The organism is Devosia sp. (genome assembly GCF_025809055.1).
GTDB lineage: Bacteria > Pseudomonadota > Alphaproteobacteria > Rhizobiales > Devosiaceae > Devosia.
On the sequence record NZ_CP075529.1, the window covers coordinates 2,295,318 to 2,310,754 of the forward strand.

Genomic DNA, 15,437 nt, shown 5'->3' on the forward strand with positions numbered 1-15,437 from the left:
ACATGGCCAAAAAGCCCCAACTCGCCATCGACACCCGCCCCTGGCGCGACACGGCCAATCACAAGCCCTTTGTGCGCATCCGCAACGTCTCCAAGAAATTCGGCGATGTCTCGGCAGTGCACGAGGTATCGCTCGACATCTACCGCTCTGAACTGTTCTGCCTTTTGGGCGGCTCCGGATCGGGGAAATCCACACTTCTGCGGATGCTGGCCGGCTTTGAGCAGCCGACCTCGGGCACCATCGAAATCGATGGGCAGGACATGACCGACGTGCCGCCCTACAGCCGGCCGGTCAACATGATGTTCCAGTCCTATGCGCTGTTCCCGCATATGAGTGTGGAACAGAACATTGCCTATGGCCTCAAGCGCGACCACCTGCCGCGCGCCGAGATCGCCGCCCGCGTTGCCGAGCTCCTCTCCCTGGTCAAGCTCCAGGATTATGGCAAGCGCAAGCCCCACCAGTTGTCCGGCGGCCAGCGCCAGCGCGTGGCGCTCGCTCGTGCCCTGGCCAAACGCCCCAAGCTTCTGCTCCTCGATGAACCTCTGGGCGCGCTCGACAAGAAGCTGCGCGAGGAAACCCAGTTCGAACTGGTCAAGATCCAGGAGCAACTGGGTGTTACCTTCATCGTCGTGACCCACGACCAGGAGGAGGCGATGACCCTGGCGACCCGCATCGGTGTCATGAACCAGGGCGAGATCGCCATGATCGGCGAGCCCACCGATATCTATGAATTCCCCAATTCCCGCTTCGTCGCCGGCTTTATCGGCTCGGTCAACATGGTGGAGGGTGTCGTCACCGAAGACGAGCCCGACCATGTCCGGATTCGCTCGGCCGAACTGGGCTGCGACATCTATGTCGCCCACGGCGTCGACTGCGCCCCCGAACAGACCCTCTGGTGGGCCATCCGCCCCGAAAAGATGGCACTCAGCCGCGAAAAGCCGGCAGGCCGGAACGGCGCCAATGTCACCACCGGCACGGTGGAGGAAATCGCCTATCTGGGCGATATTTCCGTCTATCAGATCGCCCTTGAAAGCGGAAAGCGCATCCGCGTCAGCCAGACCAATTCGGTGCGCGGCAAGCCCGATGCGATCACCTGGGAGGAACAGGTCCATATCAGCTGGGATGACACCGCCGGCTCGGTGCTGACGGTATGACCGCCCGCGACCCCACCATTCCTCCGCCCCGGCGCCTCAAACCCTGGACCACGGTCGAGCGCGGCCTGGCCCGCGTCGGCATTACCGGCCGTATGCTGGTTCTGGCCGCGCCGGTGCTCTGGCTTCTGGTGTTCTTCCTCATCCCGCTTGCGGTCGTCTTCGGCATTTCGCTGGCCACCAAACAGTTCGGCCGCCCACCCTATTCGCCCTTGGTCACGACTGAGGACGGCATGGTGCAGCTCACCCTGCACCTGTCCAACTACCTGCGCCTGTTCACCGACAACCTCTATGTCGCGGCTTATCTCTCGTCCATCCGCATCGCCGCCATTGCGACGCTCATCACCCTTCTCGTGGGCTATCCAATGGCCTATGCCATTGCCCGCGCACCCGATCGCTGGCGCAATATCCTGCTGATGCTGGTGATCCTGCCCTTCTTCACCTCGTTCCTGCTGCGGGTCTATGCGCTCACCGGGTTCATGCGCGGCAACGGTGTCATCAACCAGTTTCTCGGTCTGTTCGGCATCGAACCGCTGGTGATGATGCAGACCGATTTCGCCGTCTATGTCGGCATCGTCTATACCTATCTGCCCTTCATGATCCTGCCGCTCTATACCACCCTGGTCAAACTAGACGTTTCCCTGTTCGAGGCCTCGGCAGACCTGGGTGCCCGGCCGATCCATACTTTCCTGTTCGTCACCCTGCCGCTTTCCCTGCCGGGCATCATTGCCGGGTCAATGCTGGTCTTCATCCCCGCCATCGGCGAGTTCGTCATTCCGTCCCTTCTGGGCGGCCCCGAAACGCTGATGATTGGCCGGGTGCTGTGGGACGAGTTCTTCACCAATACCAACTGGCCACGTGCCGCCGCCGTCGCCTGCGCCATGCTGGTCGTGGTGGTGGTCCCGATCATGCTCTTGCAACGCGCCCAGGGCGCGGTGGTGGAGAAGTAACATGCGCAAAGGCTGGTTCCTGCCCATCGCCGCCGCCCTCGGCTTCTCCTTCCTCTACGCCCCCATCGTTAGCCTCGTGATCTTTTCCTTCAACGAGAGCCGGCTGGTGACGGTCTGGCAGGGCTTCTCGTTCAAGTGGTATGGCGAGTTGTTCCGCGATCCACAGATGCTCTCGGCCGCCCTGCTGAGCCTGCAGATCGCCGCCCTTGCCGCCACCATCGCCCTGGTCCTGGGGACCCTGGCAGCCGTGGCTTTGGTTCGCTTCCGCCGTTTTCGGGGTCGCACGCTGTTTTCCGGCATGGTCTCGGCTCCCCTGGTCATGCCCGATGTCATCACCGGCCTGTCGCTGTTGCTGCTGTTCGTGGCCATGGAATCCATGCTTGGCTGGCCGCAGGGCCGCGGCATCCTCACCATTGTCATCGCCCATGCCACCTTCTGCACCGCCTATGTCGCCGTGGTTGTGCAGTCGCGCCTGTCCGATTTCGATCGCAGCCTTGAAGAGGCGGCCATGGACCTCGGCGCCAGCCCCGTCCGCACATTTTTCGACATCACGCTGCCCATCATCGCCCCGGCACTGATTTCGGGATGGCTGCTTGGCTTCACCTTGTCGCTCGACGACCTGGTTATTGCCAGCTTCGTTTCGGGGCCGGGCTCGTCGACCCTGCCGATGGTGATCTTCTCCAAGGTCCGCCTCGGCGTCTCCCCGGACGTCAATGCGCTGGCCACGATCATTATCGGCATCGTGGCATTGGGCGTTCTCGCCGCGACCATCATCCAGCTGCGCTCAAAACCCCGGAAAGCCCCTGCCTAGGGCCTTTCCCGACAGGCTCAGAACGTCTCACCGGTTTTGTGACTGGTCCATGACTTTACAGGTCTGCAAATCAGGCGCACACTCTGCCTCATGTTCAACAGCTGAAAGGAGGTGGTCCAGTGTCTTTTGAGGTTTTGGCTCTCGAGGAAGGTCTGGGTTTTCGTGTGATGGTTGGGAGTGATCTCGGCTAGAACGCACACGCCTCCCGGCCCTCGAGGCCGATAAGCTCAGGAAGGGCCGTCCGCAAGGGCGGCCCTTTTCTGTTTCTGCCGCCCGCCAATCGCACCGAGGCTTGACGGATGGCAATAAGCCATTGATACCGCTGGCCGACCAGTTTTCTTCTGGAGATACCAAGTGCCGGCCAACTTCGTCCTCACCCTGTCCTGTGCCGATCGCCCCGGGATCGTTGCCGCGATCACCACCGAGCTTGCCGCGCTTGAGGCCAATATTGCCGAGAGCAACCAGTTCTGGGATCGGGAGACGGGCCGCTTCTTCATGCGCCTGGCCTTTGCGGCGCCGGATGGATTGGGTCGCGAGGCCATCGAGAAGGCCCTCAAGGCACCAATCGAGCGCTTCGACATGAAGACCGCGCTATCGGAAGACGCGCACCGCAAGCGCATCGTTATCCTCGTTTCAAAGTTCGACCACACGCTCCTGCACCTGCTCTATCAGATCAGGGTTGGATGGCTTGATGCTGATGTGGCGGCCATCGTCTCGAACCATGAGGACGCCCGCAAGACTGCCGAGGATGCCGGCATCCCGTTCCACCATCTGCCGGTCACCCGCGACACCAAGCCCCAACAGGAAGCCCAGATATTCGATATCGTACGCCAGAGCGGCGCCGATCTCGTGGTCCTGGCGCGATACATGCAGGTTCTGTCCGACAATCTGTCGACCCGGCTGTTCGGGCAGGTGATCAATATCCATCACTCCTTCCTCCCCAGCTTCAAGGGCGCCAAGCCCTACCACCAGGCCCATGAGCGCGGCGTCAAGATCATCGGCGCAACGGCCCATTACGTGACCCCAGACCTGGATGAAGGCCCAATCATTGAGCAGGAAACGGCCCGCGTCACCCATGCCATGAGCCCGGAAGACCTGGTTGCGGCAGGGCGCGACATCGAAAGCCGGGTCCTGGCGCGCGCCGTCAAGCTGCACCTCGAAAGCCGCGTCATGCTCAATGGTAAGAAGACGGTGGTCTTCGGCTAAAGCAGGCTCAGACCGGCAGGTCATCGAGTTTGAGTGAAGCGGCCAGGCTGGTCTGGTCCAGAACCGCGCGGGTCGCCAGGGTGACCCGCTCGAACACATGGCGAATTTCGCAAGCGGCCTCGTCCTGGCAGTCGTCGCACCGGCGATAGGCAATCTTGGACAGGCAGGGAAGCGGCGCGATCGGCCCGTCGATCAACCGCAGCACTTCGCCATACATGATTTCCTCGGGCGCCTTGAGCAGGATATAGCCCCCCATGCGGCCGCGGCGGCTGGCGACGAAACCGGCCCGCTTGAGCTCGAGCAGGATCTGTTCGAGAAATTTTTTGGGGATGGCCTGCTCGCGGGAGATCTCGCCGATCATCCTGCTTTCGCCACGTCCCGCCCGAGCGAGGGACACGAGCGCCCGCAGGGCATACTTGGCTTTCTGCGAGATCATGTCCCCCCCTTCCTGGGTGCCGGCTAGCCTTTCGGTTCCGGCTCCACGGGCGGCACGGTCTCGTCCGCCTCCGGTTCCTCGTCGCCCCCAGAGCTCTCCTCGGCCGGTGACGGTTCTGTCTCCGCCTCCTGGCTCGCGTTCTCCGGCGATGCTGGGGCCTCTTCTGCCGGAACTGGGGCGATCTCGTCAATCTCCGCTGGTGGCTCGCCGATCGAAGGCGTGTCCGCATCCACGACGTCATCGGGAGCCGGTGACGCATCTGCGCCGTTCTCGACCACCTCAGCGGGCGCTTCGGCTACGGGAGCCTCGACCTCCTCGACGGGCTCCGAAACTGCGGCTTGTTCAGCAACGATGTCCGGCTCAGCCTCGGCCTGTGCGCCAGTCTCGCCGGTTTCAGTGTCTCCTTCCGGAGCCGGATTGAGGGCAGCCTCGGTCATCGCCGCGCCGACAACGGCCGTGGCGAGGATATTCTCCGCCGTCGGCAATTTGGGCTCCTCAGGCATCGTGACGCCCTTGGCATCGTCGCTGCGCAGATAGGTCAGGATGCCCTTGCCGATCTCGCGCTCGCCGCGAATGACGGTCGAGGCGCCGCATTCGCGCAGGAAGGTCTCTTCTTCCTCGGAATAGGCCCGGGCAATGATGGCGATATCCGCATTGAGCTTGCGTCCGCTTTCGCAGACGGAGCCGGCCTCGAACCCGTTGGAGATCGCCACGAGCAGACTGGTGGCCTCAGGCAGGTTGGCCAGACGCAGCGTGTCTTCGCTGGCCGCATTGCCAAAAATCACCTCGAAACCCTCGGCTCGCGCCGCCGCTACGTCGTGGTCACTGTCCTCGATGACCACGATGCCGCCGCCATCCGCTTTGATGCCGGCAGCGACGATGCGGCCGACCTGCCCATAGCCGACCAGCACCGTGTGGCCAGTCTGATGCGAGGGCTCGCCCGTATCGTCATCCGCTCCATGCTCGCCGCGATCGACGGCACTCTGGCTTGGGGCGTCGGTTACTGCCGGACCGGCGGCCGCCATGGTGGGCTCGACCGGTTCGCTGGGAACAGCTGCGGTCTCGGGCCGCCTGTGGCCATAACGCTGTTCGAGCCACGGCCGGGCCACTTCCACTGCCCAGAACACCACTGGGTTGAGCACGATCGAAATCAGCGCACCGGCCAGGATCAGGTCCTGGCCCTCAGGTGGCATGATGGCGAGCGCCACGCCCATGCTGGCCAGGATGAAGGAAAATTCACCAATCTGCGCCAGCGAGGCTGAGATGATCAGCGCCGTACTCATCGGGCGCTTGAACAGCAGCACGATGCCGAGCGCGGCAAGCGACTTGCCGATGACGATGATGAACACCGTTGCCAGCACCAATAGCGGCTGGGTCACGATGATCGAGGGGTCAAACAACATGCCCACCGACACGAAGAACAGCACCGCAAAAGCGTCGCGCAGCGGCAGCGTCTCATTGGCCGCACGATGCGACAGCTCGCTTTCCGAAAGGATCATGCCGGCAAAGAATGCGCCCAGCGCCAGCGACACCCCGAACAGCGCCGCAGAACCCATGGCCACGCCCAGAGCAATGGCCAGAACGGCCAGCCGGAACAGTTCGCGGCTGCCGGTATGGGCGGTGACATGCAGGGCCCAGGGGATAACCCGGCGCCCGACAACCAGCATGAAGCCGACAAAAGCGGCCACCTTGACCACGGTCAGGGCAAGAATGCCCCACAACCCGATCTCCATGCCGAGCATACGCGTGACGAAGGACACGAAGGGGTCGTGCAGGCCCTCGCCGCTGCCGTTGAGGCTGGCAATGGCAGGCACAAGCACCAGTGCCAGGACCATGGCCAGATCTTCCACGATCAACCAGCCAACGGCGATGCGGCCCTTTTCGCTTTCGATCAGGCGACGATCCTGAAGCGCTTTAAGAAGAACCACTGTAGAGGCGACCGACAGGGCCAGACCGAACAGGATGCTTCCGCCCAGGTCCCAACCCAGCAGCAGGCCGAGGCCCGCCCCCAATGCGGTCGCCACGCCCATCTGCGCCACGGCGCCCGGAATGGCGAGCGCCCGTACGCTCATCAGGTCCTTGAGCGAGAAATGCAGGCCCACGCCGAACATCAAAAGGATAACCCCGAGCTCGGCCAACTCGGCGCCGAGTTCCAGATCGGCCACGAAGCCGGGCGTATAGGGACCTGCAAGAATACCGGCAAACAGATACCCCACCAATGGAGGCATCTTGAACCGGTTGGCTATCATGCCGAAGATATAGGCCAGCACCAGACCCGCGACGATCGTTGAGATCAGGGGGGTGTCATGGTGCATTGGCGCCTCCGTAGCCGTTCGGGATCATGGAAAAGTCGATGAGCAGGATGGGGGAATCATCCGGTGCGCGCAAGCGCCCAAACCAGATGACATATCAGCCATTTGGCGCAGGTGATTGACGCTAAGCTCTATAAATCAGGTCAAGTTTGTCTGAACAATGGCCAAGTGCGACCCTGGCGCGGTTCAGTGCCCGCCAGAGGCGGCTAACACACGATCGTGATCCGTTCGGCGGCCCGGGTGATGCCGGTATAGAGCCAGCGCGCCCGCTCCTCGCGGAAAACGAAACTCTCGTCGAACAGGTAGACATTGTCCCATTGGCTGCCCTGCGCCTTATGGACCGTGAGGCAATAGCCAAAGGTGAATTCATCGAACTGCCGGCGTTCCGGCCAGCTCATGGTTTCCTCCTCGCCCGAGAAGAACGCCTTGTGTGTCAGGACGCGCGCTTCACCCTTGCCCTCATCGTCGGCCAGCAACAGGCTCCACTTGCCGTTGGTGCGCCGCGTCGCGTCCGTGACGATCCAGATCTGGCCGTTCAGCAGGCGCTTGCGCGGGTTGTTCCTGAGACAGACCATGCGGTCGCCGACCACTGGCTCGTGGAATGGCAGACCGCGCAATTCGCGCAGCCGGTCATTGTAGGTCAGCCGCGTCTTGTTGCGGCCCACCAGCACCTGATCGGCAACCATGACCGCATCGCGGTCGACGGTATCGCGGCCGATGACGACGCTGTCCCCATAGGTGCCGCGCTCGAGAAACCCGCCTTCGCGGACCGCCATGGACAATTGGATGATTGGATTGTCTGCCGCCTGGCGATGGATTTCGGTGAGCATGATGTCGGGGTCTTCGTTGATGAAGAACCCGGCTCCCTGCACGGGCGGCAGTTGGAACGGGTCGCCCAGCACCAGAACCTTGACGCCGAACGACAGCAAGTCGGCTCCCAGCGTCTCGTCGACCATCGAGACCTCGTCGATGACGATGAGATCGGCATCGGCAGCCGGGCTTTCCGGGTCGAGCACGAAACGCGGTTCGCCCTCCTTTTCGGAAACCAGCGTATAGATGAGACTATGGATGGTTTGCGCACCCTTGCAGCCGCGCTTGCGCATGACCATCGCCGCCTTGCCGGTGAAGGCGGCATATTTGACGTTGCGCACATCCTGCGCCAGGTGCACCGCCAGCGTGGATTTACCGGTCCCGGCCCAGCCGAACAGGCGGAAGACCTGCGGCCCATTGCGATCCTTGAGCCAGGCGCTGACCGCGACGAGTGCCGCATCCTGCTGTGTCGACCAGACCGGCGCCATCAGCTGATGGTCGTGGACACAGTGCCCACCCCGGCAATGACCCCTTCGAGCCTGTCGCCCCGCTGCACCGCCGCGACACCTGCCGGCGTACCCGTCATGATCAGGTCACCGGCCTTGAGCCGGACGTGGCGGCTGAGAAAGGCGATGGCTTCGGCCGGGCTCCAGATCTGATCGGCCAGGTCTCCGGTCTGGCGCAGTACGCCATTGACCGTCAGCGTGATGGTGCCAGCACTCGGATGGCCAATCTGCGCGGCCGGCGCGATGTCTCCCAACGGCGCCGAATGGTCGAATCCTTTGGCAAAGGTCCATGGCCTGCCGGCCTTCTTGGCCTCGGCCTGCAGATCCCTGCGGGTCATGTCGAGCCCTGCAGCATATCCGAAGACATGATCCAGCGCCTCGCCTTCGCCGATGTCTGCGCCATCACGGCCGATGGCGACCACCAGCTCGATTTCGTGGTGCAGGTCGTACGTCTGGGTCGGATAGGGCATGGCGGCACCACCGGTCAGAATCGCATCGGCGGGCTTGTCGAAGAAAAAGGGCGGCTCGCGGTCGTCATGGCCCATCTCGCGCGCATGCTCGGCATAGTTGCGGCCGACACAGTAGATGCGTCGCACCGGAAACACGCCGCCACCGCTGACGGGAACGAGGACTGGCAGAGGGGCCGGAAGAACCAGATCAGCCACGCTTGAAATCCTTCGCATAGGGCGCAATGAGGTCGAGATCCACGCCGCTCAACCGGTCCTGCGCTGTGAAGGACTGGTGCCAATAGGGATAGAGCAACGGCGGTTGGCTGACAGCGTCCAGTTGCGCCCGGTCGTCGGCACTCAGCTTGAAGTCTGCTGCCGCGATATTGTCGGAGAACTGGCGCTCATTGCGCCCGCCAATGATCGCTGAGGTCACCCCCGGGCGCCCCAGCAGCCAGGACAGCGCCACCTGAGCACCGGAAACTTTGCGGGCCTCGGCGATTGAAACGATGGTATCAATGATGTCGTAGAGCCTGTTCCAGTCATAGACCGGCGGCTCCCGGAAGCCCCCGACATGCCGGCCGCTGTCCGGATCGCCGCCGCGCCGATATTTTCCCGAAAGCAGCCCGCCAGCCAGCGGCGACCAGATGAGGACGCCAAGGCCCTGATCCTGCCCAATGGGGATCAGTTCATATTCTGCGTCCCGGCTGTGCAGTGAATAGTGGATTTGCTGCGAAATAAAGCGGGTACCGCCGCGCTCACCGGCCGCCATCAGCGCCTTGGCGATGTGCCAGCCCGAATAATTCGAGCAGCCGACATAGCGCACCTTGCCCTGGCGCACGAGATCGTCGAGAGCGGTCATGGTCTCCTCGATCGGCGTCATGCCGTCCCATTCATGCACCTGGTAGAGATCGATCACGTCGGTCTTGAGGCGCCGGAGGCTGGCCTCGGCCTGTTCCATGATGTGGTGACGGGACAGTCCGATTTCGTTTGGACCATTCCCCATCTTGAAGCGCACCTTGGTCGCCACGAGCGCATTTTGCCGCCGGCCGTTCTCGGCCAGGACCGCACCCAGCATCTCTTCGGACACGCCGGCATTATAGACATTGGCCGTATCGTAGAGGTTGATACCGGCCTCCAGGCACATGTCCACTTGCCGCGCCGCATCGACAAGGCCCGTATTGCCGATCTTCTCGCTACCGCCAAAGGTCATGGTGCCCATGGTCAGGACCGACACTTTCAGCCCCGATCGGCCGAGATAACGGTATTCCATGAGATTCCTCCTTTGTTCCGCGCTCAAGGGCTAAAGAATTCGGTGTTCGCGGTCAATCATGCTGACCGCCCGCAAGGAGCGGACGTCTATCCATGACGGCCGATGAACGGCCTGCTATGCCGTTCTGCACAGCAACAACGAGAGCCAATTGCGACAGCATCCCGTCATGATATCCGTCCTGCTGGTGACCCTGGGCATGGTCTTTACCCAGACCGGCGCCAGCTTTGCCAAGATGCTCTTCCCCATCGTTGGGGCCCAGGGCGCCACCGCTTTGCGTCTGACCCTTGCGGCGCTCGTCCTGGTCTTTGCCTTCCGGCCCTGGCGTTACAGGCTCGGCCGCAGCCAGTGGCGGGCCGTGCTGCTCTACGGTGCGGCCATGGGCGCGATGAACCTTTTCTTCTACGCCGCCCTCGAACACATTCCTCTCGGCATCGCCGTCGCTCTCGAATTCACCGGCCCGCTGGCGGTCGCCCTGTTCGGTGCACGCCGGCCCCTCGACGTCGTCTGGATCATCCTCGCCGTCACCGGCTTTGCGGCCCTTCTGCCCTGGGCCGCGAACGGCCAGGCCGACATCGCTCCCATCGGCGTTTTTCTCGCCCTTTGTGCCGGTGGCTGCTGGGCCGGCTACATCGTCTTCGGGCAACGCGCGGGCATGGGCGGAGGTCCACACATTGCGGCCCTCGGCGTCGCCACGGCCGCCGTCATCGCCCTGCCCTTCGGCGCCGCAACGGCCGGCGCTGCGCTGATTGATCCGGCTATTCTGCCTCTCGGCCTCGCGGTGGCCCTACTCTCCAGCGCCATCCCTTATGCCCTCGACATGGTAGCGCTGCCCCAGATTCCTGCGCGGCTGTTCGGCATTCTCATGTCCGGGCAGCCGGCGCTGGCGGCGGTTTCGGGCCTCGTCATTCTTGGTGAAACCATCGCCCCGCTTCAATTGCTGGGCATGGCTGCCATCATGCTGGCATCAATCGGTGCTACGCTGACCATTGCGCGGCAGAAGCCGCCACCTGTCGCCTGAACCTGCGCCGGATCGCGCGGGCTTGGCATCGCCAGGCGGGCTTGGCATAGTCGCTCTCAACCGCGTGAGGAGGAGCCCATGCTCTACGCAATTCTCTGCTATAATGAAGAAAATGTCGTGTCGACCTGGACCCCGCAGGAAGACCAGGCCTGCATGGAGCGCCTCATGGACGTCCAGTCCGGCATGAGCGCTCAGGGCAGGCTCGGCCCGGTGGTGCGCCTCTGGAACACGGACGAGGCCAAGACCCTGCGCAAGACTAGTGGCGATCCTGTTGTCTTCGACGGGCCGTTCGCCGAAACCAAGGAACAGTTTCTCGGCTTTTACGTCGCCGACTGTGCCAGCATGGACGAGGCCCTGAACTTTGCCCGCGATCTTGCCGCGGCAAACCCCGGCACCGGCTCTTATGAGATCCGACCGCTGCGCTATTTCGGCGACAACAAGCTCAGCAAGACGGAAATGCTAGGCGTCGCCGCCGAGTAACAGATTGTCGATGAGGCGCGTGGTCCCCAGATGGGCGGCCACCGCCAGAAGCGCGCCGCGCGCTCCAACGGTGGCAATGGCGCCCAGGCTCTCCGGGTCACGAACCTCCCAATATTGCGGCTTGATGCGCCCGGAGCGGGCCAGAACGTCCTGTCCGATAGCGGCCAGGGTCGCCGAATCGCGCTCTCCGGCACCAAAAGCCTTCTCGGCCGTCTTGAGGCTCTCAAAGATCAGCGGCGCTGCGGCCCGGTCTTCTGCCGACAGATAGATATTGCGCGAACTCAGGGCCAGTCCGTCGGCCTCGCGCACAATGGGTCCACGCTTGATTTCCACCGGCACGTCGAGATCGCGCACCATGCGTTCGATGACCGCGCATTGCTGCGCATCCTTCTGGCCGAAGACCGCCACATGCGGTTGCACCAGGTTGAACAGTTTTAGCACCACGGTAGTCACGCCGCGAAAATGACCGGGCCGCTCGGCGCCGCAGAGCGGCAGGGAGACCAGGTTCTCCTCGACCAGGGTCGACGCTCCTTGCGGATACATGTCCTCGACCGATGGCAGGAACAGCGCGTCCACGCCCGCCGCTTCTAGCCTAGCAATATCGGCCTCGATCGGCCGGGGATAGCGCGACAGGTCTTCGTTGGGACCAAATTGGAGCGGATTGACGAAAATCGAGGTGATGACCACGTCTGATGCGGCGCGCGCCTGCACCATCAGGCTCATATGCCCGTCATGCAGCGCGCCCATGGTCGGCACGAAGCCCAATCTTCGATCGGGCGGCAGCGCCGCGCGCCAGGATCGGAGGGCCGCCTTGTCCCGCAGGATATGCGTCATGCCACCAAATCCCAGATCTGGCGGGCGATGTCCGCCTTGCTGCCCAGGCTGAGTTCGTGGCGCTCGCCCCTGGCGCCCAGAAGCACCCCAGCATTGGTGCCAACGGCAAAGCCGGTCTGCCCTTCAGCCCCGAGCCTGCTGACTTCGTTGGCAAAGAGAAAGTCCAGCCCCTTGGCCTGCAGCTTGCCTGCGCCATGGCGCTCGACAACGTCGGTTTCGGCCGCAAAGCCAAGAAACCATTGTCCGTTTGCGGCCTGGCGCAAGGCACCCAGCACGTCAGTCGAGGGGACGAGATCAAGGGCAATGTCCGCCGAGGCGCGCTTGAGCTTGCTCACCGATGGGGTCGCAACCGAATAGTCCATCACCGCCGCCGTGGCGACGACTCCCGAAGCAGCCGGCAGCCGCTCGAGTGCCGCAGCGGCCATTTCCTCGGCCGTGCGCACCTCGACAAGGTGCAACCGGTTTTCGGAACCGCGTGGCGGTTGCGGCCGCACCACGCCCTTGTCGACACCCAGCACATAGTCCACCACCGCACCGCGCCGCAGCGCTTCCTCGGCCATGGCCGCGCCCATCCGCCCCGTCGAATGATTGGTGATATAGCGCACGGCATCGATCGCCGTGGTTGTCGGGCCAGCGGTGACCAGAATGCGCTGCCCGGCAAGGTCCTGCCGCGCCGGGAGCAAGGCGTTTTCGATGGCGAGAACGATGTCGCCAACAGCCGCCAGCTTGCCCATACCGACCTCGCCACAGGCCAGGATGCCCGAAGCCGGGGGGACCACCTGCGCGCCGCGCGCGACCAGACTGGACAGATGCTGCTGCACAATGGGCTTGTCCCACATCACCGTATTCATGGCCGGGGCAATCAGCAGCGGCGCCTCGCTGGCCAGGGCCACGGTCGATGGCAGGTCATCTGCCAGCCCCAGCGCCAGGCGCGCCAGCATATTGGCGCTGGCCGGTGCAAATACCAAGAGATCGGCCCACCGTGCCAGGTCGATATGCTCGGTTCCCGAGACGTCCGGTCCGAACAGGGCGCTGCGCGCCGGCCGGCCGCTCAGGGTTTCGAGGACCAGCGGGCTGACGAATTGCTCGGCGCTTTTCGTAAGAAGGCACTGCACCTGGTGCCCGGCCTTGCCCAGTTCGGACACCACATCGGCGATCTTGTAGGCCGAGATCGAGCCCGAAATCGCGATCAGCACATTGGCCATTACTCAGCCCGCCTCGGCAGCGGAATAGGGCCACGCTCTGCCTTGGTCTCGGCAACGTAGTCGCCAACGGCAGCACGCACCACGCTTGCGACATCGGCTCTTGGGCGGGCGAAACTGGGGGGCGGATTGACGCTGAGCCCGATGAGATCGTTGACCACCAGCACCTGGCCCGCACAATCCTTGCCCGAGCCGATGCCGATGGTGGGAATAGAAAGCATATGGGTGATCTCGCTGGCGAGCTCAGGCACGACGCATTCGAGGACGATGGCAAAGGCACCGGCCTTTTCGAGCGCCTGCGCCTCGCTGCGCAGCCGCTCGGCAGAAGCCTCGTCCTTGCCATGCATGTAATAGCCACCCATCTGGTGCACGGACTGCGGCATCAGCCCGATATGGGCGACCACAGCGATACCCTGCGCCACAAGGCGTTCCACCACCGGAACGGCGACAAGCCCGCCCTCGACCTTGACCGCCTCGACCCCGGTTTCCTTCATCACCCGCACGGCATTGGCGACTGCGACATCGGCATCGGTGACCGATCCGAACGGCATGTCGCAGACCAGCAGCGCCCGCTCCGACCCGCGCTTGACCGCGGCGGCATGGCGGATCATGTCGTCCAGCGTCACCGGCAGCGTGGTTTCGTGGCCCAGAACGACATTGCCGAGACTGTCCCCGACCAGGATCACATCGACGCCGGCCATCTCGACCAGGCGCGCCATGGTGGCATCATAGGCGGTGAGCATGGCAATCGCCTCGCCGCGCTGCCGCATTTTGGCAATGTCACGCGTTGTCAGGCGTCTAGCGGGGGTCTGGGCCGACATGGCTATTCCTCCAACCCGGCCGGATCTGCATCGATCCGGTACTCGCGCGGGAAATAGGCTATGGCGGGCCGCAATACCAGCCCTTCATTGGTGCTATGCAACAGGCGAGATGCTGGGAAGTCTAGCGCAGGGCCCGTCCACTGGCATCGAACAGGTGGAGTCCCGTCTCGGGCAGCCGAAGGTGGATGTCCTCGTGCAGATTGATGTCGGGCGCCCCGTCCAGCTTCACCGTCACCGTCGTGCCATCGGCCATTTCCACATAGGCCAGCGCATATTCGCCAAACTGCTCGATCACCGCCAGCTTGCCGCTGAGATGGGCATCCTGCGCTGTTCCCAACAAGAGATGCTCGGGCCGGACACCCAGGCTTACGGCCTCACTGATCCGCTCGTGCCGAACCGGGATGGCGCCGCCGCCCGTCAGGCGTGCCACGCCCCCCTTGACCTCGAGAGGCAGAAAATTCATCCGCTGGCTGGCAATGAAGCCGGCCACAAAGGTGTTGACCGGGTTGCGGTAGAGTTCGAGCGGGGTGCCCACCTGCTCGATATTGCCGGCATTGAGCACCACGATCCGATCGGCCAGCGTCATGGCTTCGACCTGATCATGGGTGACATAAATCATGGTCGCATCCAGCGTATCGTGCAGCTTGGCGATCTCGACGCGCGTCTGCGCCCGCAGTGCCGCATCCAGGTTCGAGAGGGGCTCGTCGAACAGGAACACCTTGGGATTGCGCACGATGGCCCGGCCAATCGCCACGCGTTGGCGCTGCCCACCGGAAAGAGCCTTGGGCATACGATCAAGATAAGGCTCGATCTGCAGGATTCTCGCCGCCTCCCGCACCCGCGCCTCCACCTCGGCCTTGGGCGTCTTGGCGAGTTTGAGGCCGAAGGCCATGTTCTCGTAGACGGTCATATGCGGATAGAGCGCATAGGACTGGAACACCATGGCGATGCCGCGCTCCGGGGAAGGCACATCGTTGACCACGCGTCCGCCGATACTGACCTCGCCGCCGCTGATCGGTTCGAGGCCGGCAATCATCCGCAATAGGGTGGATTTCCCGCACCCGGACGGGCCGACAAACACCACGAATTCACCGCTCTTGATGTCCAGATCGACCCCATGGACCACCTCGAGTGCGCCATAGGATTTGCGGACGGCCTTGAGGCTGACATCAGACATAGTG

General features: G+C 63.4%; 14 protein-coding genes and 1 pseudogene. 6 read left to right on the forward strand and 9 right to left on the reverse strand.

Annotated elements, in window-relative coordinates; all coding sequences use genetic code 11:
* Positions 1 to 2 precede the first annotated feature (2 nt).
* The 4 genes from potA to purU all read left to right on the forward strand — a co-directional run bounded on the left by potA (position 3) and on the right by purU (position 4,118).
* On the forward strand, positions 3 to 1,154 hold the full coding sequence (gene potA, locus KIT02_RS11275) for a polyamine ABC transporter ATP-binding protein (RefSeq protein ID WP_297577773.1): 1,152 nt from the start codon (positions 3 to 5) through the stop codon (positions 1,152 to 1,154).
* Complete coding sequence (locus tag KIT02_RS11280; RefSeq protein ID WP_297577774.1) at positions 1,151 to 2,101, forward strand: ABC transporter permease subunit; 951 nt, start codon at positions 1,151 to 1,153, stop codon at positions 2,099 to 2,101. The genes potA and KIT02_RS11280 overlap by 4 nt, the downstream gene beginning before the upstream one ends.
* 1 nt (position 2,102) lies before the next feature.
* A complete protein-coding gene (locus KIT02_RS11285; RefSeq protein WP_297577775.1) occupies positions 2,103 to 2,912 on the forward strand; it encodes an ABC transporter permease subunit in 810 nt (269 codons plus the stop codon).
* Positions 2,913 to 3,266: 354 nt separating this feature from the next.
* A complete protein-coding gene (purU, locus tag KIT02_RS11290) occupies positions 3,267 to 4,118 on the forward strand; it encodes a formyltetrahydrofolate deformylase (protein WP_297577776.1) in 852 nt (283 codons plus the stop codon).
* A 7-nt stretch (positions 4,119 to 4,125) separates the two neighbouring features.
* Here purU and KIT02_RS11295 read toward each other — a convergent pair whose 3' ends face one another.
* The 5 genes and pseudogenes from KIT02_RS11295 to KIT02_RS11315 all read right to left on the reverse strand — a co-directional run bounded on the left by KIT02_RS11295 (position 4,126) and on the right by KIT02_RS11315 (position 9,901).
* The gene (locus KIT02_RS11295) at positions 4,126 to 4,554 is read right to left on the reverse strand and encodes an Rrf2 family transcriptional regulator (protein ID WP_297577777.1); all 429 of its coding nucleotides are present in this window, start codon (positions 4,552 to 4,554) and stop codon (positions 4,126 to 4,128) included.
* 554 nt (positions 4,555 to 5,108) lie between these two features.
* Positions 5,109 to 6,869, reverse strand: a pseudogene (locus tag KIT02_RS11300) (cation:proton antiporter); the annotation flags it as partial.
* A 203-nt stretch (positions 6,870 to 7,072) separates the two neighbouring features.
* A complete protein-coding gene (locus KIT02_RS11305) occupies positions 7,073 to 8,164 on the reverse strand; it encodes an AAA family ATPase (RefSeq protein ID WP_297577778.1) in 1,092 nt (363 codons plus the stop codon).
* A complete protein-coding gene (locus KIT02_RS11310; protein WP_297585248.1) occupies positions 8,164 to 8,838 on the reverse strand; it encodes a fumarylacetoacetate hydrolase family protein in 675 nt (224 codons plus the stop codon). Before KIT02_RS11310 ends, KIT02_RS11305 begins: the two co-directional genes overlap by 1 nt.
* Position 8,839: 1 nt before the next feature.
* A complete protein-coding gene (locus KIT02_RS11315; RefSeq protein WP_297577779.1) occupies positions 8,840 to 9,901 on the reverse strand; it encodes an aldo/keto reductase in 1,062 nt (353 codons plus the stop codon).
* A gap of 148 nt (positions 9,902 to 10,049) precedes the next feature.
* On the opposite strand from KIT02_RS11315, the gene KIT02_RS11320 reads away from it, so the two are divergent.
* Positions 10,050 to 10,919, forward strand: a complete 870-nt coding sequence (locus KIT02_RS11320) for an EamA family transporter (protein WP_297577780.1) — start codon at positions 10,050 to 10,052, stop codon at positions 10,917 to 10,919.
* Between the two features lie 78 nt (positions 10,920 to 10,997).
* Positions 10,998 to 11,399, forward strand: coding sequence for a YciI family protein (locus tag KIT02_RS11325; protein WP_297577781.1), 402 nt, complete (start codon positions 10,998 to 11,000; stop codon positions 11,397 to 11,399).
* Here KIT02_RS11325 and panC read toward each other — a convergent pair.
* From panC to ugpC, 4 genes are all read right to left on the reverse strand, one after another.
* On the reverse strand, positions 11,379 to 12,233 hold the full coding sequence (panC, locus tag KIT02_RS11330) for a pantoate--beta-alanine ligase (protein WP_297577782.1): 855 nt from the start codon (positions 12,231 to 12,233) through the stop codon (positions 11,379 to 11,381). The two genes, KIT02_RS11325 and panC, sit on opposite strands and share 21 nt — an antisense overlap.
* Entirely contained in the window at positions 12,230 to 13,438 is a 1,209-nt protein-coding gene (gene coaBC / locus KIT02_RS11335) for a bifunctional phosphopantothenoylcysteine decarboxylase/phosphopantothenate--cysteine ligase CoaBC (protein WP_297577783.1), read from the reverse strand. The genes panC and coaBC overlap by 4 nt, the downstream gene beginning before the upstream one ends.
* Positions 13,438 to 14,256, reverse strand: a complete 819-nt coding sequence (gene panB, locus KIT02_RS11340; protein WP_297577784.1) for a 3-methyl-2-oxobutanoate hydroxymethyltransferase — start codon at positions 14,254 to 14,256, stop codon at positions 13,438 to 13,440. Before panB ends, coaBC begins: the two co-directional genes overlap by 1 nt.
* A gap of 121 nt (positions 14,257 to 14,377) precedes the next feature.
* Positions 14,378 to 15,433 (reverse strand): sn-glycerol-3-phosphate ABC transporter ATP-binding protein UgpC, encoded by a 1,056-nt coding sequence (gene ugpC, locus KIT02_RS11345; protein ID WP_297577785.1) that lies wholly within the window; start codon positions 15,431 to 15,433, stop codon positions 14,378 to 14,380.
* Between the last annotated feature and the right edge of the window lie 4 nt (positions 15,434 to 15,437).

Coding starts and splice junctions, on each gene's coding strand:
- potA (WP_297577773.1), top strand. CDS start 3: ATGGCCAAAAAGCCCCAACTCGCCATCGACACCCGCCCCTGGCGCGAC.
- KIT02_RS11280 (WP_297577774.1), top strand. CDS start 1,151: ATGACCGCCCGCGACCCCACCATTCCTCCGCCCCGGCGCCTCAAACCC.
- KIT02_RS11285 (WP_297577775.1), top strand. CDS start 2,103: ATGCGCAAAGGCTGGTTCCTGCCCATCGCCGCCGCCCTCGGCTTCTCC.
- KIT02_RS11295 (WP_297577777.1), bottom strand. CDS start 4,554: ATGATCTCGCAGAAAGCCAAGTATGCCCTGCGGGCGCTCGTGTCCCTC.
- KIT02_RS11305 (WP_297577778.1), bottom strand. CDS start 8,164: ATGGCGCCGGTCTGGTCGACACAGCAGGATGCGGCACTCGTCGCGGTC.
- KIT02_RS11315 (WP_297577779.1), bottom strand. CDS start 9,901: ATGGAATACCGTTATCTCGGCCGATCGGGGCTGAAAGTGTCGGTCCTG.
- KIT02_RS11325 (WP_297577781.1), top strand. CDS start 10,998: ATGCTCTACGCAATTCTCTGCTATAATGAAGAAAATGTCGTGTCGACC.
- panC (WP_297577782.1), bottom strand. CDS start 12,233: ATGACGCATATCCTGCGGGACAAGGCGGCCCTCCGATCCTGGCGCGCG.
- coaBC (WP_297577783.1), bottom strand. CDS start 13,438: ATGGCCAATGTGCTGATCGCGATTTCGGGCTCGATCTCGGCCTACAAG.
- panB (WP_297577784.1), bottom strand. CDS start 14,256: ATGTCGGCCCAGACCCCCGCTAGACGCCTGACAACGCGTGACATTGCC.
- ugpC (WP_297577785.1), bottom strand. CDS start 15,433: ATGTCTGATGTCAGCCTCAAGGCCGTCCGCAAATCCTATGGCGCACTC.